The sequence below is a fragment of the Kitasatospora sp. NPDC054795 genome (assembly GCF_053611565.1).
The window spans coordinates 32,819-56,470 of sequence record NZ_JBSHAP010000033.1 but is presented as its reverse complement, the minus strand read 5'-3'; the positions used below and the strand labels follow the sequence as shown (position 1 = coordinate 56,470).

Sequence of the window (23,652 nt, the reverse complement as noted above, 5' to 3'; positions counted from 1 at the left end):
TCACCGAAAGGCAGTCGCACCATGGCAGGCAGGACCGGACTTTGGCTGGTCGGCGGCAGGGGGTCGGTGGCCACCACGGCCGTCTGCGGCCTCGCCGCGTTGCGGGCCGGGCTCGTCCCCGCGACCGGCAGCGTCAGCGAGCGGCTCGACCTCGATCCGGGTGTCTTCCCCGGCTGGTCCGAGCTGGTCACCGGCGGCCACGACCTCGTTTCCACCCCGCTGGGCAAGCGGGCCGAGGAGCTCGCCGCCGCGGGTGTGCTGCCCGGCCGGCTCCCGTCGGCGGTCGCCGAGGAACTCGCGGCCGCCGACCGGGAGATCCGCCGCGGCCACGACCCGGACGACGACGCGCCGGCCACCCAGGCCGAGGCCGCGGACCGGCTCGCCGCCGACCTCGCGGACTTCCGGCGCTCCCACGGCCTGGAGCGGGTCGTGGTGGTCAACGTCTCCTCCACCGAGCCCCCGCTCCGGCCGCTGCCCGAGCACGCCGACCTGGCCGCCCTCGACCGCGCCCTCGCCCAGGAGGGGCGCCGGGTGCTCGGCCCGGCCGCCCTCTCCGCGTACGCGGCGTTCTCGGCCGGCTGCCCGTACGTCGACTTCACCCCGTCGCCCGGTCTGCGCATCCCGGCGGTCACCCAACTGGCCGACCGGCACGGCCTGCCGTACGCGGGCTGCGACGGCAAGACCGGCGAGACCCTGCTGCGCAGCGTGCTGGCACCGATGTTCCTCGCCCGCGGGCTGCGGGTGCGGTCCTGGTCGGGGACCAACCTGCTCGGCGGCGGGGACGGCGCCAACCTCGGGGTGGCGGGCCGCGCGCAGGGCAAGCTGGAGTCCAAGACCCGCGGGCTGGCCGCGCTGCTCGGCGGGGAGGTCACCGCCCCGCTGCACATCGACCACGTCCCCGACCTCGGCGAACGCAAGGTCGCCTGGGACCACGTCTCCTTCGAGGGCTTCCTCGGCACCTCGATGAGCCTGCAGCTGAGCTGGGACGGCTACGACTCGGCGCTCGCCGCGCCACTGGTCCTCGACCTCGCCCGGCTGGTGGCCGGTGCGCACGCGGCCGGGGAGTCCGGGCCGCTCGGCGCACTGGCGTTCTTCTTCAAGGACCCGCTCGGCAGCGACGAGCACCGGCTCGCCCAGCAGGAACAGGACCTGGTGTCCTGGGTGCGACGGATCGAGGTGGCCCGATGAGGGTCGCCCTGCATCCGTGGCTCGACCTGGTCCGGGCACCGGCGGCGCTCACCGTCCTCGGCGACACCGTGGCCGGCGCGGTCGCGGCGGGCCGTCCGCTGCGCGGCCGACGGCTGGCCCTGCCACTCGCCTCCGTCGCCCTGTACTGGTCGGGGATGGCGCTGAACGACTGGGCGGACCGGGCGGTCGACGCGCTGGAGCGCCCCGAGCGCCCCGTCCCGTCCGGTCGGATCGCGCCCGGGGCCGCGCTCGCCGCGGCGGCCGGGCTCGGCGCCACCGGGCTGACCCTGGCCGGTCTCGCGGGCGGGGCCGACGCGCTGCGGATCGCCGTTCCGCTCACCGCCGCGGTGTGGGCGTACGACACCGTGCTGAAGCCGACCCCCGCCGCCCCGCTCGGCATGGCCGCCTGCCGCGGTCTGGACGTCCTGCTCGGCGCCGGATCCGGGCACTGGCGGGCGGCCGGCGTCCCGGCGCTGGCGCTGGCCACCCACACCCTGGGTGTGACCGCGCTGTCCCGCGGCGAGGTCCACGGCGGCCGCGCCGCCGACGCCCGGCTGGCGGTGGCCGCCACCGCGGTCACCGCCCTGCTGACCGGCACGGGCCGGGCCGCCTCGGCCCGGCACCGCACGGCCGGGGCGCTGTGCGCCCTGGGGTACGCGGCCGCCACCGGCACCGCCCAGCTCGCCGCCGGCCCGGCGCGGTCCACCGGACCGGCCGCGGACGGCACCGCGGACGGCACCGCGGGCGGCACGGCGGCGGCGGTCCGGACCGCGACCGTGGCCGGGATCCACGGCATGGTGCCGCTGCAGGCCGGGCTGGCCGCGCGGCTGGGCTCGCTGCCGGCCGCCGCGCTGGTGCTGGGCGCCCTTCCGCTGGCCCGCCGGCTGTCCGCCCGCAGGAGCCCGACATGAGCGCGATCGCCTTCGGGTACGGCACCAACGGCTTCGCCAACCACCGGCTCGCCGACGCGATCCGGGTCATCGCCGACCTGGGCTACACCTCGGTCGCCCTCACTCTCGACCACCACCACCTCGATCCCTTCGGCCCGGACCTGGCCCGGGAGACCGACCGGCTGGCCGCGCTGCTCTCCGTCGCGGGCCTGCGCTGCGTGGTCGAGACCGGCGCGCGCTTCCTGCTCGACCCGTACCGCAAGCACCACCCCACGCTGGTGTCCGGGGACGCCGCGCCGAGGATCGACTTCCTGCTCCGCGCCGTCCGGATCGCCGAGTCGCTCGGCGCCGACTGCGTGTCCTTCTGGTCCGGCGTGAGCGAGCCCGGGGTGGACGGACGGACCAACCGCGCACGGCTGGTCCGGCACCTCGGCCCGGTCCTGGCCGAGGCAGGGCGCCGGGCGGTGCGGCTCGGCCTGGAGCCCGAACCCGGCATGGTCGTCCAGCACCTCGACCAGGCCCTCGACCTGCGCCGCGAGCTCGGCGGGCCCGACGCGCTCGGCATCACCCTCGACGTCGGGCACTGCGTGGCCGTGGAGCCGGTGGACGCCGCGCAGTGCGTCCGGCGCGCGGCCGGGCTGCTGGTCAACGTCCAGCTGGACGACATGCTTCCGGGTGTCCACGAGCACCTGGAGTTCGGAGAGGGGCGACTCGATCTCGCCGCGACGCTGGCCGCCCTCGACGGGATCGGCTACACCGGCGTCGCGGCGGTCGAACTGCCCCGGCACAGCCATGCCGCACCGACCACCGCGCGAACGGCCCTGGCGGCGATACGCCGGGCCCAGGAGACCGTTTCCGTTCCGCCGGCGCACACGGGTGCACCGGCGTCGTCCACGATCGGAGACCGCCCATCATGACCGAGACCGAGAAACACCGCTGGATCGAAACCAGCGTCTACGGCGGGAGCCGGCCGGCCCCGCCGCCGTACCGGCACCCGCAGGACGACTGGCTGACCTGCGCCGAGCGCCGGGTCCGCGAGTGGCCCGGCACGATCCACCAGGAGTTCCCGCTGGCCGGCCGGATGGTCGGGCGCGGGCCGCTGCAGCCGAACGCCGACCCCCAGGGACTGGTGCACGGCACGGTCGACGACCGGGCCCGGGCCCGGCTGCTCGCGGTGCTGGCCGGGTCCCTGCCCGGGGCGGTGCTGGCGGCCGAGGTCGAGAAGCTCTACCGGCACGGCGACGCCGCCGAGCGGCGCGGGGTGCTGCGCGCGCTGCCGGACCTGCCGGACGGCGTACGCCGGCTCGGCCTGGAGCTGGTCGCCGACGGCCTGCGCACCAACGACCCGCGGCTGGTCGCGGCGGCGATGGGCCCCTTCGCGGCCCGGCACCTGGAGCAGGACCAGTGGCGCCACGGCGTGCTGAAGTGCCTGTTCACCGAAGTGCCGCTGGGCGCCGTGGCGGACCTGGTCACCCGCACCGACGCCGAGCTGCTGCGGATGGCCCGCGACCTGGCCGAGGAACGGCGGGCGGCCGGCCGGGAGATCGGCTCCGACCTGCGCGTGCTGCTCGGCATGAGCGTCCTGCTGGCCCTCGTCCCCCCGCGACCGCAGGAGGCCCGGTCATGAGGATCTTCGACCCGCACATCCACATGACCTCGCGCACCACCGACGACTACCGGGCCATGCGGACGGCCGGTGTCCGGGCCGTCGTCGAGCCGGCCTTCTGGCTCGGCCAGCCCCGTACCAACCCGGGGTCCTTCACCGACTACTTCGACGGCCTGCTCGGCTGGGAGCGGTTCCGGGCCTCCCGGTTCGGGATCAGCCACAACTGCGCGCTCGCCCTGAACCCCAAGGAGGCCAACGACCCCCGCTGCGTCGAGGTGCTGGACGTCCTGCCGCGCTACCTCGGCAAGGACGGCGTGGTCGCGGTCGGCGAGATCGGCTACGACTCGATGACCAGGGCCGAGGACGAGGCGTTCGCCCGTCAGCTGGAGCTGGCCGTCGACCACGGACTGCCGGTCCTGGTCCACACCCCGCACCGGGACAAGCACGCCGGCACCCGCCGCACCCTGGACGTGGTCCGCGAGTCCGGCATCGCCCCGGACGCCGTCCTGGTGGACCACCTCAACGAGGTCACGGTGGCGACGGTCGCCGACTCCGGCTGCTGGATGGGCTTCTCGATCTACCCGGACACCAAGATGGACGAGCACCGGATGGTCGCCGTCCTGAAGGAGTACGGCACCCACCGGATCCTCGTCAACTCGGCTGCCGACTGGGGGAATTCGGACCCCCTCAAGACGCAGAAGGTGGGCCGGGCGATGCTGGCGGCCGGCTTCACCGCGGCGGACGTGGACACCGTGCTCTGGCACAACCCCGTCGAGTTCTACGGCCGCAGCGGGCGGCTGGTCCTCGACGAGGGAATCCGGGACGACGCCGACGGCGCCTCCTTCGCGGGCAACTCGGTGCTCCGGGGCGGATCGTGAACCGGCTCTGCTACTCCACCAACGTCCACCCTGCCGAGGACCTGCCCGGCATCCTGCGACAGCTCGACACCTGCGCCGGTCCGATCCGCGAACGCACCGGCTTCGACCGGCTCGGGCTGGGCCTGTGGCTGGCCGCCGACGTAGCCTCCGCTCTGGCCGCCGACCCGTCCCTGCTCCACCGGCTGCGGGCCGAACTGGACGCCCGGGACCTGTCCGTGCTCGCCCTGAACGCCTTCCCCTACGGCGGCTTCCACCAGCGGGTGGTCAAGCACGCGGTGTACCGGCCGGACTGGACCGAACCCGCCCGCGCCGCGTACACCGCCGACTGCGCCACCGTGCTGGCCGGCCTGCTGCCCGACGACGCCGAGGGCGGCAGTATCTCCACACTGCCGCTGGCCTGGCGCAGTCCGTGGTCCCCCGCCGCGGACCGGGCCGCCGAGCAGGCGCTGCGCCGGACGGCGGCGGCGCTGCGCACCGTCTCGGCGCGGGCGGGCCGGCCGATCCGGCTCGCCGTCGAGCCGGAACCGGGCTGCGTGCTGGACACCGTCGAGGACGCCGTCGGCTGGCTCGCCACCCGCGCGGACCTCGAATTCGTCGGCCTCTGCCTCGACACCTGCCACCTGGCGGTCTCCTTCGCCGACCCGGAGCGGACGGTGGCCGCCGTCGAACGGGCCGGCCTGCGCGTGGTCAGGATCCAGGCCTCGGCCGCCCTGCACGTGGACGACCCGAACGACCCGGCGGCCCGCCGGCTGCTCGCCGGCTACGCCGAACCCCGCTACCTCCACCAGGTGCGGGAGTCCGACGGCGCCGGCCGGGTGCTCGCGGCCGACGACCTGCCGGAGGCGCTGGAGCGGCTGCCCGGCCGGTGGCCCTGGCGGGTGCACTTCCACGTGCCGCTGCACGCCGCGCCCCCCGCGCCGCTGCGCGCCACCACCGATGTGCTCCGCCGGGCGGTGGCGGCCGTGCGGGAACGGACGGTGATCGAGGTCGAGACCTACACCTGGCCGGTGCTGCCCGGGCGGCCGGCCGGTGCCCCGGACGACGCCCCCGTGGACGTCCCGGCCGGGATAGCCGCCGAACTCACCTGGGCCGAGCGCGAACTGATCGGCGAAAGGGCGGACCGTTGAAACCCGTGGTCCTGCTGGACGTGGTCGGCCTGACCCCGCGTCTGCTGCCGTACATGCCGAACCTCACCCGGCTCGCCGAGCGCGGCGGGTCCGCCCCGCTGCGCACGGTGCTGCCCGCCGTCACCTGCAGCGTGCAGTCCACGCTGCTCACCGGCCGGCTGCCCGCCGAGCACGGCGTCGTCGGCAACGGCTGGTACTTCCGGGAGCTCGGGGAGATCCACCTCTGGCGCCAGCACAACCGGCTGGTCCGGGCGCCGAAGGTGTGGGACACCGCGCGCTCCCGGCATCCCGGCTACCGGGTCGCCAACGTCTGCTGGTGGTACGCCATGGGCGCCACCACCGACCTGCTGGTCACGCCGCGCCCGGTCTACCACGCCGACGGCCGCAAGTCGCCCGACTGCTACACCCGGCCGGCGGCGCTGCGCGACGAACTCACCGCCGAGCTGGGGCCCTTCCCGCTCTTCCAGTACTGGGGCCCGACGGCCGGGATCGCCTCCAGCCGCTGGATCGTCTCGGCGGCCCGCCGGATCCTCGCCGCCGAGCGGCCCGACCTGCTGCTGGTCTACGTCCCGCACCTGGACTACGACCTCCAGCGCTTCGGACCCGACGCGCCGCAGGCCGTGGCGGCGGCCCGGGCGGTGGACACCGAGCTGGCGCCGCTGCTGGAGCAGGCGGAGCAGTCCGGCGCGACCGTGGTCGCGCTCGGCGAGTACGGCATCACGGCGGTGCGGCGCCCGGTGGACATCAACCGCGAACTGCGCCGGGAGGGCCTGCTGGAGGTGTACACCCAGGCCGGGATGGAGTACCTGGACCCGTGGGCCTCGCGGGCCTTCGCCGTCGCCGACCACCAGATCGCCCACGTGTACGTCCCCGACGAGGCGGACCTGCCCAAGGTGCGCGACCAGTTGCTCCGGCTGCCCGGCGTGGCCGAGGTGCTGGACCGCGCGGACCAGGCCCGCCACGGCCTCGACCACCCCCGGTCCGGCGAACTGGTGGCGGTGGCCGACCCCGACGCCTGGTTCACCTACTACTACTGGCTGGACGACGCGCGGGCCCCCGACTTCGCGCGGTCCGTCGAGATCCACCGCAAGCCCGGCTACGACCCGGCCGAGCTGTTCTTCGACCCGGCGGACCCGCTGGCCAGGGCCCGGGCCGCGCTCGGCCTGGCCCGCAAGAAGCTCGGCCTGCGCCACACCATGAACGTGGTGCCGCTGGACCCCTCCTGGGTCCGCGGTTCGCACGGCCGCCTGCCGGACTCGCCCGCCGACGGCCCGGTGCTGATCTGCTCCGACCCGGCGTGGCGGCCCGCCCTCGACGCGACCGGCGCGATCGCCGCCACCGACGTCCCCGAGCTGCTGCTGGGACTCCAGGGCCTGGGCCGCTGACAAGCGGCCGTCACCGGTCGTTCAGTGCTTCGGCCCGGGACTCCAGGTAGCGGCGCTCGGGGATGCTGCCGGTGCGCCGGGCGGCCTCCCGGAAGCTGTTCCGGGCGGCCTCCCGGTCGCCGCTCATCTCCAGCAGGTGGGCGCGGACCGCGGCGAGCCGGTGGTGGTCCGCGAGCCGGCCGTCGGACTCCAGGGCCGCGAGCAGTTCGAGCCCGGCCGCCGGGCCGAGGGCCATCGCGCGCGCGACCGCGTGGTTGAGCGTCACCATCGGGCCGGGGGCCATCCGCTCCAGCACCTCGTACAGGGCCATGATCTGCGGCCAGTCGGTGTCCTCGGCGTGCGCGGCCTCGCCGTGCACGGCCGCGATGGCCGCCTGCACCTGGTACGGCCCCGCCACCATCCGGGGGAGGGTCTCGGCTATCAGCGCCAGTCCCTCCTTGAGCGCGGACTGGTCCCAGGCCGAGCGGTCCTGCTCGGCGAGCGGGACGAGGCTGCCGTCGGGCCTGGTGCGGGCCGGCCGGCGGGCGTCGGTCAGCAGCATCAGGGCCAGCAGACCCGCGGCCTCGCCCTCCTCGGGCAGCAGCCGGTGCAGCTCGCGGGTGAGGCGGATGGCCTCGCGCGCGAGCTCGGGCTGCAGCAGGTCGGGACCGCTGGTGGTGGTGTAGCCCTCGTTGAAGATCAGGTAGAGCACCTGGAGCACGACCGCCAGCCGTTCCTTGCGCTCGCTCTGCGGAGGCATCCGGAACGACGACCCGGTGGACTTGATCCGCTGCTTGGCCCGGCTGATCCGCTGGGCCATGGTCGCCTCGGGGACCAGGAAGGCGTGCGCGATCTGCACGGTGGTGAGACCGCCGACGGCGCGGAGGGTGAGCGCGACCTGCGAGCCGGGGGTGAGCGAGGGGTGGCAGCACAGGAACAGGAGGGTGAGCATGTCGTCCTGCTCGGCCGCCTTCGGCTCCTCGCCGGGACCCGGCGTCACCGTCTCGTCGGCCGGGGTGAGCGCGGCGGCGGTGGCCTCGCGGCGCTGGCGGGCCTGCTCGCTGCGCAGCCCGTCGATCACCCGGCGGGCGGCCACGGTGATCAGCCAGGCCCGGGGGTTGCCGGGGACCCCCTGTTCGGGCCACTGGACGGCGGCGGCCAGCAGGGCGTCCTGAACGGCGTCCTCGCAGGCGTCGAAGTGCCCGTAGCGGCGGACGACCGCGCCGAGGACCTGCGGTGCGAGCGATCGGAGCAGGTCCTCGACCCGGACGTCACGGTTCATCGGCTCAGCTCTCCGTATCGGCTTCGAAAACGACCTGGCGCACCTCGACGCCGGTGTACCGGGCATCGGGGATCAGGCCGGCCAATTCGATCGCGCGTTCCCTGGACGCGCACTCGACCAGGTAGTACCCGGCCAGGAACTCCTCGGCGGCCAGGTAGGGGCCGTCGGTGATCGCGGGCAGCCCGTCCCGGACCCGGACCGTGGAGCTGCCGGACGGGTCGGCGAGGGCCTGGGTCACCACCATCTCACCGGAGTCGAGGATGTTCTGCTGGAACGTGGCGTGCCCGGCGAAGACCTCGTTGCGCTCTCTCTCGGACAAGCCGTCCCAGACTACCGGGTTCATGTGGATCAGCAGCATGTACTTCATCTCATCATTCCTTGGTCCCTTGCACGGCCGACTGGTGCTCTGCACTTGAGACGTCGCCGCCGAGGACCCTCCCTCGACATCCAAGCCCAGATCACGGCCCTTCGCGCGGGTTTCCGCCGCAGACGTCGAGACCGTGTCGCCGGGTCCGACGTTCCGGGTGTGACGGCACCCCCGGGTGCCACCTGCCCGAGAATCCGGAAGGACCCCGTGATGAGCGACACCACACCCCCCAGCGCGCCCGCGCCCCGGGCCGGACGGCGGGAGTGGATCGGGCTGGCCGTCCTCGCCCTGCCCGCCCTGCTGGTCTCGATCGACGTCTTCGTGATGCTGCTGGCCCTGCCCAGCCTCGCGGACTCCCTCCATGCCGGCAGCGTGCAGCAGTTGTGGATCACCGACATCTACTCGTTCATGCTCGCCGGCCTGCTCGTCACCATGGGATCGCTCGGCGACCGCATCGGCCGGCGCAGACTGCTGCTGATCGGCGCCGCCGCGTTCGGCCTCGCCTCCGTCGCCGCCGCCTACGCCGTCAACCCCGCCATGCTGATCGCGGCCCGCGCCATGCTCGGCGTCGCCGGCGCCACCCTCGCGCCGAGCACCCTCTCGCTGATCACCGCCATGTTCCAGGACGCCCGGCAGCGCGGCGCCGCCTTCGGCATCTGGGGCGCGTGCTTCTCGGCCGGCGCCGTCGCCGGCCCGATCATCGGCGGCACCATGCTCGCCCACTTCTGGTGGGGCTCGGCCTTCCTGATCGGCGTCCCCGCGATGGTGCTGCTGCTCGTGCTCGGCCCGGTGCTCCTGCCCGAGTTCCGCGACCCCGAAGCCGGGCGCCCGGACCTGATCAGCGTGCTGGAGTCGCTGGCCGCCGTCCTGCCCGCCATCTGGGGCCTGAAGGAGATCGCCAAGGACGGGTGGCAGCCCCTGTCGATCGCGGCCGTCCTGGCCGGCCTCGGCTTCGGGATCCTCTTCGTCCACCGCCAGCACCACCTGACGCATCCGCTGCTCGACCTGGGCCTGTTCCGGCACCGCGCCTTCACGGCCGCGCTGCTCAGCCTGTTCCTCGGCACCATGCTCACCGGCGCGGTGATGTTCTTCGTCACCCAGGCCCTGCAACTGCTGTACGGACGCGACCCGTTGCACGCCGGCCTGTGGATGCTGCCGGCGATCGCCGCCAACACGGTCGGCTTCACCCTGTCCCCCAGGCTCGGTCAGCGCTTCCGTCCGGCGTACCTCATCGGCGGCGGACTGGTCCTGGCCACGATCGGCATGGCGGTGATCACCGGCGCCGAACCCGGCGCCGGCCCCGCCGTGCTGATCGCCGGATTCGCCGTGGTCTTCCTCGGCTCCGGTCCGATGGTCACCCTCGGCATGGGCCTGGTCATGGGCTCCGCCCCGGTCGAGAAGGCCGGCTCCGCGGCCGCGCTCAACGAGACCAGCGGCCAACTCGGCTTCGCCCTCGGCATCGCGGCCCTCGGCAGCGTCGGCGCCGCCGTCTACCGCGGCGCGCTGCGCCTTCCCGAGGGCCTGCCCGCCGAGGCGGTCCGGGCCGCGGGGGACTCCCTCACGGGCGCGCAGGAGGCCGCCCGTTCGCTGTCCGGCGAGGTCGCCGACGCCCTGCTGGCGCCCGCCCGGGCCGCCTTCGCCGTCGAGCTCCACACCGTGGTCACCGTCGCCGGCGTCCTGCTGCTCGCCACCGCCGCCCTGGTGACCGTCCTGCTCCGCCACCTGCCGCCCACCGGCCGGCCGTCGGACGAGGCCGCCGCCGGGCCCACCGGTGGCTCCGGCGCCGTCCCCGCGGCGGGCTGATCGCGTCCGTCCCACCCGCCCGACGGGGCGGTCACCCGTACGGCGTACCTTCCCGTGCCCTGCCGACGACGCGGTCGTTGTGGGCCCGGGCGCCCGGTCCTGCGGGCGGCCCGGATCGCCCACGAGGAAAGGTGTGGACCGTATGTCGCAGTTGGTGTCGGTGCAGTGCTTCAATCTGTCGCGCGACGGCTTCGGAGCCGGCGAGGGACAGTCCCTGGAACGGCCGTTCGGCCACGCGGACCCCGCCCCCTTCTTCTCCTGGGCGGGAGCCACCGCGAGCTGGGTGAACCGCGCCGACCCCGGCGGCACCCGCGGCCTGGACGACTACCTGACCCGCGACCACGCCCGCCCGCCGGGCGCGGTGATCATGGGGCGCAACAAGTTCGGCCCCCAGCGCGGCCCCTGGGAGAACCACGACTGGCAGGGGTGGTGGGGCGCCAACCCGCCGTTCCACGCGCCGGTCTTCGTGCTCACCCACTACGAGCGCCCGTCCTTCACGCTGTCCGACACCACCTTCCACTTCCTCAACGCGACGCCGCAGGAGGCGCTGAAGCACGCGAAGGAGGCCGCCGGGGACCGGAACGTGCGCATCAGCGGCGGGGTGACCACCGTCCGCGAGTTCATCGACGCCGACCTGGTCGACACCATGCACTTCGCCGTCGCACCGGTCGACCTCGGCCGGGGGGAACGGCTCTGGAAGAGCCACACCGAGCTGCTCGACCGCTTCCACCTCGACACGGTACCCAGCCCGAGCGGGGTGACCCACCTCCTGTTCTGGCGGCGGTGACCACCGGCGCGTACGACCGCGCCCTCCCGTCGTGACCACCGCTCGTCCGTGGCCGGGGCCTTCGCCCCGGCCACGGTCGTGCCGGCGCCCGGGCCGTCACCGGCCTGCGATCAAGGGCAGCACGTTGGAAGAAATCATGATGTCGAATCGCCTCCCCCGGTTACGACTATCACGCGAGTAGCGCCGCGCGCCCACCGAAGACCGGGTGGTGCCGCCCCGGCGTTCCGCCTCGGAGAAAAGGGGTTGCCCATGAATTCGCCACTACCGGCGAGAACGGTGACGCTGCCGTCACTGGAAGGCCTCCGGGCCGTCGCCGTCGTCTTCGTCTTCGCCAGCCACGCACTCGTCCTCGGGGCGTTCAAGGACCCGAACGCCCTCTCCGTCTTCAGCACCCTGACGGGCGACGGACGCATCGGGTTCCTCGCGGTGTCGTTCTTCTTCGTCCTCAGCGGCTTCGTCCTCACCTGGTCGTCCAAGCCCGGTCAGACCGCGACCGGCTTCTGGCGGCGCAGGGTGATGCGCATAGGCCCCTCCCACGTCCTGATCGCGGTCGTCGCCCTGAGCCAGTTCGCCGCCGCGGGCGAGACGATCAGATGGGGACCGGCCCTCGCCAACCTCTTCCTGGTCCAGAACTGGTGGCCCTCCCAGGACCTGATCATGTACCAGTTCAACGGCGCGACCTGGACGCTCGCGGTGGAGATGCTCTGCTACGCGATGTTCCCGCTGCTGGTCCGGTTCGTCCGGCGGCTCGGCAACCGGGCGCTGTGGTCCTGGATCATCGGCCTCGGCGCGACCGCCGTCCTGCTCCCGGCGATCAGCTACCCGCTGCTCTCGGGATTCCCGCCGAGCCAGTTCTACCCCGCTGGGTCCTGGCCCCAGCTGTGGGCGCTGTACTTCTTCCCGCCCGTCCGGTGCATCGACTTCGTGATCGGCATGTTCCTCGCCCGGATCATCGCCTCCGGAAGCTGGCCGAGGATCCGGATCCTGCCGGCCGCCCTGCTCAACCTCGCCGTCTTCCTGCTGCTGTTCCACCTGCCCATCCCCTTCGGGATAGCGGCGCTCTACCCCGTCCCGGCCGCGCTGCTGATCGGCGCACTCGCCGTCCGGGACCTGTCCGGCCGGCGTACGGCCCTCAGCGCGCCCTTCATGGTGCGGCTCGGGGAACTGTCCTTCGCCTTCTACATCATCCACATCACCGTGATGTTCGCGGTGCACGCGGCGTTCGCGGGCGACCTGGTGGGCTACGCCCACTCGTACACCCCGACGGCGTTCAGCACGCCCGTCGCCATCGCGTTCGTCATCGCCCTCTACGCCCTCTGCGTCGCACTGGCCTGGGTCCTGCACAAGACCGTCGAGATGCCGGCCATGCGCCGCTGGAGCCGCCCGGCGGCGCAGCGTGCGCCCAAACGTCCGAACCCGGAGCCCCAGCCACAGACCTGAGCACCCCTCGCACGACGATCGGAGACAGCCATGGCCGAAGCCACCGACCCGACCTCCCACTCCGACCACTCCGACCACTCCGACCACCCGTCCTACCCGATGCCCCGGACGTGCCCGTACACGCTGCCGGAGGGCTACCAGGAGCTCCTCGACCGACCGACCCTCGGCAAGGTCCGGCTGCCCAGCGGCAAGCTCGCCTGGGCCACGGCCCGCTACGAGGACGTCAAGGCGATGCTGGGCGACAACCGGTTCAGCTCCGACCTGCGCCGCCCGGGCTACCCGCTGATGATGGACCACCAGGTCCCCGCGCCCGAGTTCTCCACCTCGCTGGTCGGGATGGATCCCCCCGAGCACACCCTGGCCCGGCGAGCGGTGGCCGCGGACTTCACCCCCCGCAGCATCAACCGCCTGCGGCCCCGGATCCAGGAGATCACCGACGAGTACGTCGACCGGTTGCTGGCCGGCCCCCGCACCGTCGACCTGATCGACGCGTTCGCCAACCCGGTGCCGCTGCTGGTGATCTGCGAGCTGCTCGGCGTCCCGTTCGCCGACCGCGAGTTCTTCCTGCGGACCTCCTTCACGGTGATGAACGCCACCACCCCCGAGGCCGGCGGGGTGGCGACCGCGGAACTCATGGGATACATGGACGGGATGGTGACCGACAAGGAGCGGACCCCGACCGACGACCTGATCGGCCGGCTGGCGGCGCGGCGCGGCGAGCCGGGCGTCCCCGACCACCGGGACCTCGTCGGGATGGCCTTCATGCTGCTGATGGCCGGCCACGAGACCATCGCGAACGTCATCGGCCTGGGGGCCATGCTGCTCCTCGAACGGCCGGTGCTGCGCAAGTCGCTGGCCGCCGACCCGTCGCGTTGGCCGGCCACGATCGACGAGCTGGTGCGCTACTTCACCATCGCGGAGATCGCCAACTCCCGGGTCGCCCTGGAGGACGTCGAGATCGGCGGGGTCCGGATCGCGGCCGGCGAGGGCGTGCTCGGTCTGACGGTGGGGGCCAACCGGGACCCGCTGCGCTTCGCGGACCCGGACGTCTTCGACCCCGACCGGGTCGAACGCAGCCTGGCGTTCGGCTTCGGCGCGCACCAGTGCATCGGTCAGCACCTGGCCAGGACCGAGCTGGAGGTCGTCCTGACGACCCTGTTCGAGCGCATCCCCGAGCTGCGGCTCGCCGAGCCCGTCGAAGCGCTGCGGTTCAAGGAGGAGCACGTCAACTACGGCCTGCACGCGTTGCCGGTCACCTGGTGAGGGGGAACTCCATGCGGATCCGTACCAACCCCGACAGCTGCATCGGCGCGGGCCGGTGCTACCTGGCGGCGCCCGACCTGTTCGACCAGGACGACCGCGACGGGACGGTCGTGGTGCTGGCCGACCGGGTGGCGGGGGCCCAACTGGCGGGCGCCCGGACGGCGGTCGAGGAGTGCCCGACGCGCACGCTGTCCCTGACCGAGGAGCCGGACGCGCCCTGAGGAACGGACGGGGCCGGCGCGGGACCCGTGGGTCCCGCGCCGGCCCCGTCGGGTCGGCCGGTCAGGTCACTGACCGCTGTTGCGGCCCGCCCGCTGGAAGTAGACCCCGGCCAGCACGGCCAGCAGGACGAAGACCCCGGTGGAGACGGCGGCGACGGCGTTCAGCCCGCTGACGAAGGCCGCGTGCGCCGTCTTCAGCAGCGCCGCGGAGGCGTCGGCCCCGAGCTGCGCGGCCTCGGCGGCGGCGCCGGCGACGGTCTCCCGGGCGCGGTCGGAACCGACGCCGTCCATCTCGCTGCTGTAGACCGCGGAGCCGATCGTGCCGAGGACGGCCAGACCGAGCGCACCGCCGAGGTAGTTCGCGGTCTCCGCCATCGAGGCGGCCGAACCCGCGCGCTCCGGCGGCACCGAGCCGATCACCAGACCGATGCCGAGCGCGAACATCGGACCGGCGCCCAGACCGATGACCGCCGTGCCGAGCACGATCGGCCAGGGGCCGTGCTCGCCGTTCACCAGGATCAGCACCGCCGCGCCGATCGCGGAGAGGAACATGCCGCCGACGATCGCGGTCCGCGGCGTGATCGAGCGGATCAGGGCCGGCGTGGACATCGTCCCCACCGCCATGCAGAGGCCCATCGGGACGAACCAGAGCGCCGAGGCCAGCGGGGAGTAGCCGAGCACCGTCTGCAGCAGCTGGGTGACGTTCAGGGCGGTGCCCGCGAGGATCATCCCGGCCAGCGCGAGCGCGGTCAGCATGACCGTGAACGAGCTGTTGGCGAAGAGCCGCAGGTCGAGCAGCGGGTCCTCGCCCTTCAGCTGACGGCGCACGAACACGGTGCCGAACAGCAGGCCCACGACCAGCGCCACGACACCGGTGACGGTGCTGGCGGTGCCCAGCGTGAGGACCTTGATCGCGTACACCACCGGGAGGATCCCCAGCAGGGAGAGCACGACGCTGGTGAGGTCCAGCCGGCGGGACTGCTCGGGGCGGAACTCCGGGAGCAGGATCGGCCCGGCGATCAGCACCACGGCCGCGACCGGGACGGCCAGCAGGAACACCGCGCCCCACCAGAACGGCGCGAGCAGCACGCCGCCGAGCACGGGCCCGAGCGCGGCACCCGTGAAGGTGCAGGTGGCCCAGATCGAGATGGCCTTCCCGCGCTGCTTGTCGTCACGGAAGATGTTGGTGATCAGGGCGAGGGTGGAGGGCATCAGCGTGGCGCCCGCGATGCCCTGCACACCGCGCGCCGTGATCAGCATGATCGGGCTCGTCGCCCAGGCGCAGGCCAGCGAGGCCAGGGCGAACACCGCCATGCCCGCCATGAGGAGTCGGCGGCGCCCGATCCGGTCGCCGATGGTCCCCATGGTGATCACCAGACCGGCGACCATGAATCCGTAGGCATCGGTGATCCACAACTGCTGGACACTGCTGGCACCCAGGTCGGCGGTGAGCTTGGGCAGCGCCAGGAACAGGACGTTCGCATCCAGCGCGACCAGCAGGGTCGGCAGGGCGAGAACCGCCAGTGCCAGCCAGGGCCGCGCGCTCGTGCGAGGGAGGTCGGTTTCCGCTGTAGTGACGGACATGGCCGTGATGCGTCCTTTCGATCATTTCGGAATGTCGCTCACTACGTTGTCGAAGCAGCGGGCCGATTCTTGCGCCGGTTCGCGGAACTTTTTTGAGAAGACTTCCGCGACGCCCGGCGGATCCACGGTCTTCGCTGGTCAGACGCGTGGAGCCGATGGTGATCGACACCATCGGCTCCACGTGAGGACACTTGTTCGAATGTTCTCGGACACCTGGGGTCCGTCGGGAGCGTCAGGGCGCTCCGGCCGGCGCTCCGGCCTGCGGTCCACGGGTCGACTGCGGGACGGACGCGGGATCAGTGGTGGTACTCACCGCAGTTGACGTCGAGGCAGTGGCCCGTGACGGCGCGCGCCAGGTCCGAGGCGAGGAAGAGCACCGCGTCGGCGGTCTCCTCCGGGGTCTGCAGGCGGCGCAGGTCCATGTCGGCGGCCACCTCCTGGTAGCCCTCCTCCAACGACAGGCCGCGCATGGCCGCGAGTTCGCCGATGAACCCCTTCACCTTGTCGGTCCACATCGGCCCGGGCGCCACGGTGTTCACCCGGATGCCCTCCGGGCCCAGCTCGGTGGCGAGCATCTGGGCCGCCGCGAGCAGGCCCGACTTGGCGATCTTGTAGGCCCCGCAGGCACGCTTGGAGTGCCGCAGGACGGAGGAGTTGACCATGACGATCGAGCCGCGGCTGTCCCTCAGCGCCGGGGTGAACAGCTTCGACAGCCGCAGCGCCGCGTAGACGGTCACCTCCATGCCGAGGCGCACGTCGTCCAGGTCGGTGTCGTGGAGTTCCGTGTGCGGCGGCTCCACGAGCGCGTTGTTGATCAGGGTGTCGACCCGGCCGAACGCGTCGAGCGCGGCGGCGACGAGTGCGCCGGCGGCATCCGGGTCGGTGATGTCGGTGGGAACCGCCAGCGCGCGGCGACCGGTCTCCTCGACGGCCTTGGCCACCTCGTCGAGGTAGGACGCGGTGCGCGCCACGAGTACGACGTCGGCTCCCGCCTCGGCGCACCGCACGGCGAGCGTCCGGCCGAGACCGGATCCCACGCCCGACACGACGACGACCTTGTCGCGGAGCAACTCCGGAACCTTCATGTGTTCGTCCTCTCGATGCACAGCACACGGACTGGCGAGGGCGCGGGGCGGAGCCCGGGGGCCGCGAGGCCCCCGGGCGACCGGGTCAGGCGGAAGCGCCCTCGCTGAAGACGATCGGACGGACCTCGATGCCGAGGCCCTCGACCGCGGCATCCGGGATCATCGCGGCGACCTCGTGGGCGCGCGCCAGGTCCGCGACCTCAATGATGTAGGTGCCGCCCACGTATTCCTTGGCCTCGGCGTACGGGCCGTCGGTCACGGCGGGCACGCCGCCGCGAACGCGCACCACGGAGCTCTGGTCCGGGCCGGCCAGAGCGAGGGTCCCGACGAACTCACCGGTGGCCTTGATCTTCTCCATGAACGCACCGTGGCCCTGGAAGACCGCGTTGCGCTCCTCCTCCGGCAGCGCGGCGAGGACATCGGCGTTCGGGTACATCATGATCAGGTACTTCATGGTTCCGCTCCTTGCGACGTGAGGCGCCCGGTGGGGCCTTCACTCCTAAGTCGGCGCTGATCCGCCGATCTCGACATCTGGCGACATCCTCGCGAAAAACTTTTTTCCGCACCAGCGGAACCCCGTACCGGCCGGCTCACGGAGCGGGCACGCCGAAGGCCGAGGGCGGTACCGGACGGCGGGCCGCGCGCAGCACGCGCAGCAGGATCCGAGGGTGCATCAGGGACTGTGGGGAGGCCACGAGTCCGGCGATCCGCACCAGCGCGTCGGTCACCCGGGGGTCGTGCACCGCCGCTCGCTGCGCCAGCGCGGCGTACCGGTTGACCAGGGCGGTCTGGAGGTTCCGCTTGCCCTTGACGCCCCGGTAGCCCAGGTCGGTCACCGCGGCGAACGACCACGGGGAGCGGATCTCGCGGGCGATGTCCCGGAAGTACGCCTGGGGCCTGGGCAGCCGCCGCCCGGCGGCGTGCCGGCGCAGCACCAGCGCCTGCAGGGCGGCCGAGGTCATGCCCTGGGCGTAGGCGGGGTTGAAGCTGCAGACCGCGTCGCCCATCACCAGCAGTCCGGCCGGAAAGCGCTCCAGCCGGTGGAAGTCCCGGCGGACGCTGGCCGGAAAACGGAAGCGCAGCGGTTCGTCCAGGGGTTCGGCGTCGCGGATCGCCTCGTAGATCTCGGGGACGGGCAGCGACCGGACGTAGGCGTGGAACCCTTCCGGGTCGGTGGGCGGGTGGTCGCCCAGGAGCCCGGTCACCGACAGCTCCACCTTGTTGTCGTCGCCGGGCACCCGGTAGAAGAACGCTCCGCGCGGGTGCGAGGGCGTGGCGGCCGGGATGATGGCGATGTCACTGTCGAACGGGTCCTTCTCCAGGCGGTAGTGGCGGGTGGTGTACGCCAGGTCGATCTCGATCCGCTCCTCCGGCGGCGCCTGGTACCCGAGGTCGGCCAGCCACCGCGGGGTCCGCGAGCCGCGGCCGGTGGTGTCGACGACCAGGTGCGCGGAGAGCGTCTGTTCCTCGGCCCCGGGGGTGCGTGCCTGCACCCTGACCCCGGTGACCCGGTGTCCGGAGGCGTCCGTCACCGGGGCGACGATGTCGTGCTCCTCCAGGAACGACACCTCCGGCAGCGCCCGCACCCGCTCGCGCAGGTGGTGTTCGAGCACCGGCCGGGTGGCGGGCACGGACGGCAGGCCGGTGCGCGCGGGGCTCAGCCGCAGCCCGTTGAAGTACCACTGGATGTCGTTGCTGAAGTCCCCGGGCCGCACCCCTGCGGCGATCAACTCGTCGGTGAGGCCCGGGAACAGCGACTCCATGATCTGGTGGCCGCGGGCGACCAGCCCGTGGGCGTGGTTGCCGTGCGGGACGCCGCGGCGCGGGCCGCGGACCCCGAGGATCTTGTCGCGTTCGACGATCACGACCCTCGGATAGGACTCGGAGAGCACCCTGGCCGCCAGCAGGCCCGCAATGCTTCCGCCGAGAACCACGGCACATTCGTCGGTACGGGTGGCCATGAAGGTCCCCTCTCTCGGATTTCCGGACGGGTGACGGAGGGTCAGTTCCCGGACTGCGAACGGAACTGGCCGGGCGCGCGGCCCTCTCCGGCCGGGCCGCGGTAGGCCTGGGCGAGGTCGAGCCAGGCGTCGGCGTCCTTGCCCTCGGCCGTCAGGGCCAGGTCGTCGCGGTGCCGGCGCCGGGTCACCAGCAGGCAGAAGTCGACGGCGGGGCCGCTGACGCGCTGCTCCGCGTCGGCGGGACCGAACTCCCACCGGGCTCCCGACGGGGCGGTGATCTCGAAGCGGAACTCGGCCTCGGGCGGCGTGAGCCCGCGCGCCTGGTACCCGAAGTCCCAGGTGCGGACCGCGAATTCGACCAGGTAGCGGAGCCGGTCGGTGTGCTCGCGGTGCACTCCGAGCGTGTCGGCGATGTCCTGGCCGTGGCCGAACAGCTCCATCATGCCGGCCGCGGCCAGCACGGGCGCCGGCAGCGGGCGGACCAGCCACGGCACCGGTTGGCCGGCCGGGACCGCCGCCAGGGCCTGCTCGGCGGTCCGGCGCTCGGCGTTCCACCGCTCCAGCAGGAGCTGCGGCGTGCCGGACGCCAGGTAGGGCTTGAGGGACTGCTGCACCGCGCCGTCGAAGTCCTGCCCGATGCCGGCGACCATCGCCTTGAACGCCTCGGGGTCGCCCGCGGCCGTTCCCGCGATCTTGAAGGTGGCCGCGAGGTGGGCGATCTGGTGGGCGACGGTCCAGCCGGGCGCGGGCGTGGGCCGCTTCCAGTCGGCGTCCGTCAGGTTCGCCACCAGGGCGTCGACGGCGTCGCCGTCCGCCGCCAGTGCGGATATCACGTCCTGCGAGTCGGGCATGCCTGTTCCTTCCATAGGGGGGACCCGGATGCCGACGCCGTCTCGACGCACGCTGCGGGGCGTCGGATCGGGGGCCAGCCCAGTATCGGCCGGGCGCCGATCGGCGGGCTTCTCTGCTCGTGCTGAGCGCTCGGCCCGCTCCGCGGCGCTCCCGTCCCCTCGGGTGTCCGCACTCCCCTGCGTCCGCTCCCGCGGTGGAACACGGCAGGCCGGCCGGCCGACGGGTTCGTCGGTCGGCCGGCCCGCGTACTCCCGGTCGGTCGGTCAGTCAGCCGGTCGGTTCAGTCGGTCACCGGCTCCAGGCCGACCAGGGCGAGCCGGTGCCGGCGGCTGATGTACCAGGCGGCCGCGCCGCACAGCAGGGCGAGGGCGGAGACCGCCACCAGGACGGCGGAGGGCGAGGACACCAGGCTCGCCAGCAGCAACGGCCCCATCAGGCCGCCCAGTCGGTTGAACAGGGAGACCCACCCGGTGGTCCGGCCGCGCCGTTCCGGATCCGCCAGGTCGGCCGCGATCGGGAGGAAGATCGCGGCCATCGAGTTCACCGAGAACAGGGCCGCCACCAGCGCGCCCGCGGCGATCCAGCCCACCTCGGCCACCGCGCCGCTGGCCGTGAGCGCCAGCAGCAGCACCGCGGTGACGGTGGCCAGGCCCGCCGCCATGGAGGTCGGGCCGAAGCGGCGGTAGCCCAGCATCAGCAGCAGGGCGCACGGGATCATCACGATCGCCGCGATGGTGAGCATCAGGTTCGCGGTGTGCACCGGCACGCCGCCGATCCGGGCCAGGCTCGGCACCCAGGTGGTGAGGCCGAAGGTGAGCAGTCCGATCAGGGTGGCGAAAGCGCGCTGGAGGCCGTGGGTGAGGGCCCGTGAGGACCTGGGCAGGTGCTGGACGGCCGACGGTGCGCCCGCGGCCACCGGGGCGGGGGCCGAGGTGCGGTTGGGGACGAAGGGGGTGAGGAGGGCCAGCGCGGCACCGGTGGGGGCGCCGATCAGCCACAGGATCCGCCAGCCGAACACCGGTTCCAGCCACAGCGCCGAGCCGGCGGCGACCAGGTAGCCGACCGCGGTGGCGACGACGGAGAGCGCCACCACCACCGATCCGCGGACCTTTCCGCCGACGGTCTCGGTGAGCAGGGTGATCAGCAGCGGGGCGAGGCCGCCGACCGCCACGCCCATCAGGGCGCACATCACCAGGTTGCCCTCGAAGGTGGGCATCGAGCCGCACATGCTGGTGGCGGTGAACCCGAGGGTGGCGATCAGGTAGGAGCTGCGGCGGCCGATCCGGTCGGTGAGCACGCCGAACAGCAGCGCCCCGGTCGCCGTCCCGGTCAGTCCGCAGACCGCCAGCAGGGAGGCCGCGCGGGGATCGAGCCCGTACTCGGCCCGCATGCCGGGGATGACGAAGCCCAGGGTGGAGGTCTTGCTGATGTCGATGGTGAGGGCGGCCGTACCGATGAGCAGGATCAGCAGCCGGCCGCGCCGCCCCGTCCCGGAGTCGGCCTCGACGGATTTCGGCCGCCCGCGCAGGGCGGCGCCGGCCACCACGACCAGCAGTCCGGCGAGGGCGGTGAACATCTCCGGCATCTCCGACAGGGCCATGCCGTGCAGCTTCCGCCCGTTGTCGGCGGGCATGTGGTCCATCGGCATCGCGGGATCCATCGGCATCGCGGGATCCATCGCGAAGGAGTGCCGGAAGGCCACCGCGGAGGAGACCAGCACGATCAGGCTGCCCAGGGCCAGGAGCAATGTGGCGCCGGTGATCCGGCCGGGGCGTGTGGTGGTGGACAAGAGCGACCTCCGTCGAGCGCTGGTGTGGTGGTCGCGCGACCGGGCGTCGACATTTCTCCTCCGGCCGTCGGCCGCCCCTGGAATGTCGCGCTGAGTGACTGGAAAGCTATGCCCGGCGCCGCGCGGGCCGCTTCTCGCATTGTGCGGGGATCGGAGGGTTGTGGGCGCGAACGTACCTGACATAAGGGCGTTTTGCTTGACTGAGGGAATGAGTCCGCGTCGCACGGATCCCGGTGCCCGGCCCGCACTGGTGGACATCGCCGCCCGGTTGCTGGCGGAGGAAGGGCCGCAGGCGCTGTCCGCCCGCCGCATCGCGAGCGAGAGCGGCACCTCCACCATGGCCCTGTACACCCACTTCAACGGAATGCGCGGGCTGGTGCGCGCCATGGTTCATGAAGGGTTCACCCGGCTCCAGCACTACTTCACCCTGGTGGAGTTCAGTGACGACCCGGTGAGCGACCTGGCGTTGCTGGGTCGTGCGTACCGGTGCAATGCGCTGGCCAACCCCCACCTGTACGCGGTGATGTTCGGGGGTTCCTCGCTGGCCGGGTTCTCGCTGGGCGAGGAGGACCGGCAATACGGCCGTTACACTCTGGCCGGCGTGGCCGAGTGCGCCGCCCGCTGCATCGAGGCGGGCCGGTTCCGCTCGGAGGACGCCGAGCTGGTGGCGCATCAGATGTGGTCCGCGGTGCACGGTTTGGTGGTCCTGGAGCTCGGCGACTACCTGACCGAGCCGTGCGACGCCGATCGGCTGCTGGAGGCGCAGCTGGTGGGGCTGATGGTCGCGGCCGGCGACCTCCTGGAGGCCGCGGTCGCATCGGTGGCGTCCTCCGTGGAGCGACTGTGGGAGGAGGTGGACCCGGCGACGACCGATTCGGACTGATGGCGGGGCCGGCGCGATCCGCGGTGAATTCCCGAACGATTCCGCTCCGACGCCGGACCGGCGCAGCCGTCACACGAGTACTCCTGAATCACATCCGTCCCGTCCGTAACATCCGTATGCCCCCCTCCGGCGCATCTCGTCAATTGCTTCAATAGTTCAAACACATACCGGCCGGTATTCCACCCCTCGGCTTTGCCAAATCAACGCACGAGGAAGTCGTTGAACTTGTCATGTCCGCCTGCTACGGTCATCAGTCGTTATCACGGTGCCACAGTGTGTCACCGTCGCTTAACAGAAGGGAGAGGGGAAACCTCGCGCGCTCCGGTATCTCAGGCCGCCCGCCCCCCTCGGCCGCGTTCCAGGACGCAATACCGGAGCGGAGTTTCCGTCGTCCACCGGTACTGCGAGAACCTGGAGTCATTGTGAAACCCGCAATCGAAGAGGCCGTGGCCCGAGCCATCGAGGTCATGCACGAGAACATCGGCGAAATACTCACCATAGACGACATGGCACAGGCGGCCGTCTACAGCAAATTCCACTTCTCCCGGGAATTCCAGCGGGTGACCGGGGTCTCCCCGAGACGCTTCCTGTCCGCCATCCGCATCGAGGCCGCCAAACGTCTGCTCATCGAGACGGACCTCAGCGTGACCGAGATCAGCCACCGCGTCGGCTACAACAGCGTCGGCACCTTCAGCTCACGGTTCGCCAGCAGCGTCGGCACGTCGCCCACGATGTTCCGCCAGTTACGCGGCTTCACCACCAGCATCGAACTCGAAAGGCGGCGCTGGGCCCGGCCCACGGATCTCGCCACCGTCCGCGGCGAGATCCGGGCTCCCGTCGCCGACAGCCTCGGACGCGTCTTCGTCGGGCTCTTCCGCACCCGCATCCCGGAGGGCCGGCCGGCCGCCTGCACCGTCCTCCCCCGCCCCGGCGCCTTCCTCCTCGACCACGTGCCGCCCGGGACCTGGTACCTCCTCGCCCACTCCGTCCCCGCCTCCTTCGACGAAGTCCTCACCGGCGAGGTCTCCGTCGGCTCCGTCGGCCCCGTCGAGATCAGGGCGAACGTCCCGCCGAAGCCGCTCGAACTGCGCCTGCGCCCCGTGCACGCCCTCGACCCGCCCGTCCTGCTCGCACTGCTGGACGTCCGGGCGGCGGCCCTCGCCAGGAACGAAAGGCTCTCCGAGGCCGGTTGAGCCGGCGCCGGGGAGCCGGCCACGCGGCCCGGGGACGGGGCTCCGGGCCCACGGGGGCGACGTCCGGCACGGGACGGGGGGAGCGGTGG

The 23,652-nt window shown here is 72.8% G+C and carries 22 protein-coding genes; 14 read left to right on the top strand and 8 right to left on the bottom strand.

The genetic code is table 11. From position 1 onward, the window contains the following. The first annotated feature begins 21 nt into the window (after positions 1 to 21). From ACWGJO_RS14640 to ACWGJO_RS14610, 7 genes are read left to right on the top strand one after another with little or no spacing between them, the layout of a single operon-like run. Positions 22 to 1,188, top strand: a complete 1,167-nt coding sequence (locus tag ACWGJO_RS14640) for an inositol-3-phosphate synthase (protein ID WP_452183779.1) — start codon at positions 22 to 24, stop codon at positions 1,186 to 1,188. Next, positions 1,185 to 2,099: an SCO3242 family prenyltransferase gene (locus tag ACWGJO_RS14635; protein WP_452183777.1), complete on the top strand. Its 915-nt coding sequence runs from the start codon at positions 1,185 to 1,187 to the stop codon at positions 2,097 to 2,099. The genes ACWGJO_RS14640 and ACWGJO_RS14635 overlap by 4 nt, the downstream gene beginning before the upstream one ends. Then, positions 2,096 to 2,995 carry a sugar phosphate isomerase/epimerase family protein gene (locus tag ACWGJO_RS14630; RefSeq protein WP_452183775.1) on the top strand — a complete coding sequence of 300 codons (900 nt, stop codon included), beginning with the start codon at positions 2,096 to 2,098 and terminating at the stop codon, positions 2,993 to 2,995. The genes ACWGJO_RS14635 and ACWGJO_RS14630 overlap by 4 nt, the downstream gene beginning before the upstream one ends. Next, positions 2,992 to 3,705, top strand: a complete 714-nt coding sequence (locus tag ACWGJO_RS14625; RefSeq protein WP_452183774.1) for an EboA domain-containing protein — start codon at positions 2,992 to 2,994, stop codon at positions 3,703 to 3,705. Before ACWGJO_RS14630 ends, ACWGJO_RS14625 begins: the two co-directional genes overlap by 4 nt. Next, positions 3,702 to 4,562, top strand: a complete 861-nt coding sequence (locus tag ACWGJO_RS14620; protein WP_452183772.1) for a TatD family hydrolase — start codon at positions 3,702 to 3,704, stop codon at positions 4,560 to 4,562. Before ACWGJO_RS14625 ends, ACWGJO_RS14620 begins: the two co-directional genes overlap by 4 nt. Further along, a complete protein-coding gene (eboE, locus tag ACWGJO_RS14615) occupies positions 4,559 to 5,689 on the top strand; it encodes a metabolite traffic protein EboE (protein ID WP_452183770.1) in 1,131 nt (376 codons plus the stop codon). Before ACWGJO_RS14620 ends, eboE begins: the two co-directional genes overlap by 4 nt. A 5-nt stretch (positions 5,690 to 5,694) precedes the next feature. Beyond that, positions 5,695 to 7,074 (top strand): alkaline phosphatase family protein, encoded by a 1,380-nt coding sequence (locus ACWGJO_RS14610; RefSeq protein ID WP_452183797.1) that lies wholly within the window; start codon positions 5,695 to 5,697, stop codon positions 7,072 to 7,074. 10 nt (positions 7,075 to 7,084) lie between these two features. Here ACWGJO_RS14610 and ACWGJO_RS14605 read toward each other — a convergent pair whose 3' ends face one another. Then, entirely contained in the window at positions 7,085 to 8,335 is a 1,251-nt protein-coding gene (locus ACWGJO_RS14605) for an RNA polymerase sigma factor (protein WP_452183768.1), read from the bottom strand. A gap of 4 nt (positions 8,336 to 8,339) precedes the next feature. Further along, positions 8,340 to 8,702 carry a YciI family protein gene (locus ACWGJO_RS14600; protein WP_452183766.1) on the bottom strand — a complete coding sequence of 121 codons (363 nt, stop codon included), beginning with the start codon at positions 8,700 to 8,702 and terminating at the stop codon, positions 8,340 to 8,342. A gap of 210 nt (positions 8,703 to 8,912) precedes the next feature. On the opposite strand from ACWGJO_RS14600, the gene ACWGJO_RS14595 reads away from it, so the two are divergent. The 5 genes from ACWGJO_RS14595 to ACWGJO_RS14575 all read left to right on the top strand — a co-directional run bounded on the left by ACWGJO_RS14595 (position 8,913) and on the right by ACWGJO_RS14575 (position 14,216). Beyond that, complete coding sequence (locus ACWGJO_RS14595) at positions 8,913 to 10,505, top strand: MFS transporter (protein ID WP_452183764.1); 1,593 nt, start codon at positions 8,913 to 8,915, stop codon at positions 10,503 to 10,505. A 142-nt stretch (positions 10,506 to 10,647) separates the two neighbouring features. Beyond that, positions 10,648 to 11,292, top strand: a complete 645-nt coding sequence (locus ACWGJO_RS14590) for a dihydrofolate reductase family protein (RefSeq protein WP_452183762.1) — start codon at positions 10,648 to 10,650, stop codon at positions 11,290 to 11,292. A 249-nt stretch (positions 11,293 to 11,541) separates the two neighbouring features. After that, on the top strand, positions 11,542 to 12,732 hold the full coding sequence (locus ACWGJO_RS14585; protein ID WP_452183760.1) for an acyltransferase family protein: 1,191 nt from the start codon (positions 11,542 to 11,544) through the stop codon (positions 12,730 to 12,732). A gap of 30 nt (positions 12,733 to 12,762) precedes the next feature. Beyond that, a complete protein-coding gene (locus ACWGJO_RS14580) occupies positions 12,763 to 13,995 on the top strand; it encodes a cytochrome P450 (protein ID WP_452183758.1) in 1,233 nt (410 codons plus the stop codon). Positions 13,996 to 14,006: 11 nt separating this feature from the next. Then, positions 14,007 to 14,216, top strand: a complete 210-nt coding sequence (locus ACWGJO_RS14575) for a ferredoxin (protein WP_452183757.1) — start codon at positions 14,007 to 14,009, stop codon at positions 14,214 to 14,216. A 66-nt stretch (positions 14,217 to 14,282) separates the two neighbouring features. Here ACWGJO_RS14575 and ACWGJO_RS14570 read toward each other — a convergent pair whose 3' ends face one another. The 6 genes from ACWGJO_RS14570 to ACWGJO_RS14545 all read right to left on the bottom strand — a co-directional run bounded on the left by ACWGJO_RS14570 (position 14,283) and on the right by ACWGJO_RS14545 (position 21,487). Next, entirely contained in the window at positions 14,283 to 15,800 is a 1,518-nt protein-coding gene (locus ACWGJO_RS14570) for an MFS transporter (RefSeq protein ID WP_452183755.1), read from the bottom strand. A gap of 296 nt (positions 15,801 to 16,096) precedes the next feature. Further along, on the bottom strand, positions 16,097 to 16,885 hold the full coding sequence (locus ACWGJO_RS14565) for an SDR family oxidoreductase (protein WP_401051747.1): 789 nt from the start codon (positions 16,883 to 16,885) through the stop codon (positions 16,097 to 16,099). Between the two features lie 85 nt (positions 16,886 to 16,970). After that, positions 16,971 to 17,339, bottom strand: coding sequence for a YciI family protein (locus tag ACWGJO_RS14560; protein ID WP_359915486.1), 369 nt, complete (start codon positions 17,337 to 17,339; stop codon positions 16,971 to 16,973). Positions 17,340 to 17,475: 136 nt separating this feature from the next. Beyond that, positions 17,476 to 18,846 (bottom strand): FAD-dependent oxidoreductase, encoded by a 1,371-nt coding sequence (locus tag ACWGJO_RS14555; RefSeq protein WP_452178525.1) that lies wholly within the window; start codon positions 18,844 to 18,846, stop codon positions 17,476 to 17,478. Positions 18,847 to 18,887: 41 nt separating this feature from the next. Further along, complete coding sequence (locus ACWGJO_RS14550; RefSeq protein ID WP_452183753.1) at positions 18,888 to 19,697, bottom strand: TIGR03084 family metal-binding protein; 810 nt, start codon at positions 19,695 to 19,697, stop codon at positions 18,888 to 18,890. A gap of 281 nt (positions 19,698 to 19,978) precedes the next feature. Continuing rightward, a complete protein-coding gene (locus ACWGJO_RS14545) occupies positions 19,979 to 21,487 on the bottom strand; it encodes an MFS transporter (protein ID WP_452183751.1) in 1,509 nt (502 codons plus the stop codon). 208 nt (positions 21,488 to 21,695) lie between these two features. On the opposite strand from ACWGJO_RS14545, the gene ACWGJO_RS14540 reads away from it, so the two are divergent. Further along, positions 21,696 to 22,370 (top strand): TetR/AcrR family transcriptional regulator, encoded by a 675-nt coding sequence (locus ACWGJO_RS14540; protein WP_452183749.1) that lies wholly within the window; start codon positions 21,696 to 21,698, stop codon positions 22,368 to 22,370. Positions 22,371 to 22,837: 467 nt separating this feature from the next. After that, complete coding sequence (locus ACWGJO_RS14535) at positions 22,838 to 23,563, top strand: helix-turn-helix transcriptional regulator (protein ID WP_452183795.1); 726 nt, start codon at positions 22,838 to 22,840, stop codon at positions 23,561 to 23,563. The last annotated feature ends 89 nt before the right edge of the window (positions 23,564 to 23,652 follow it).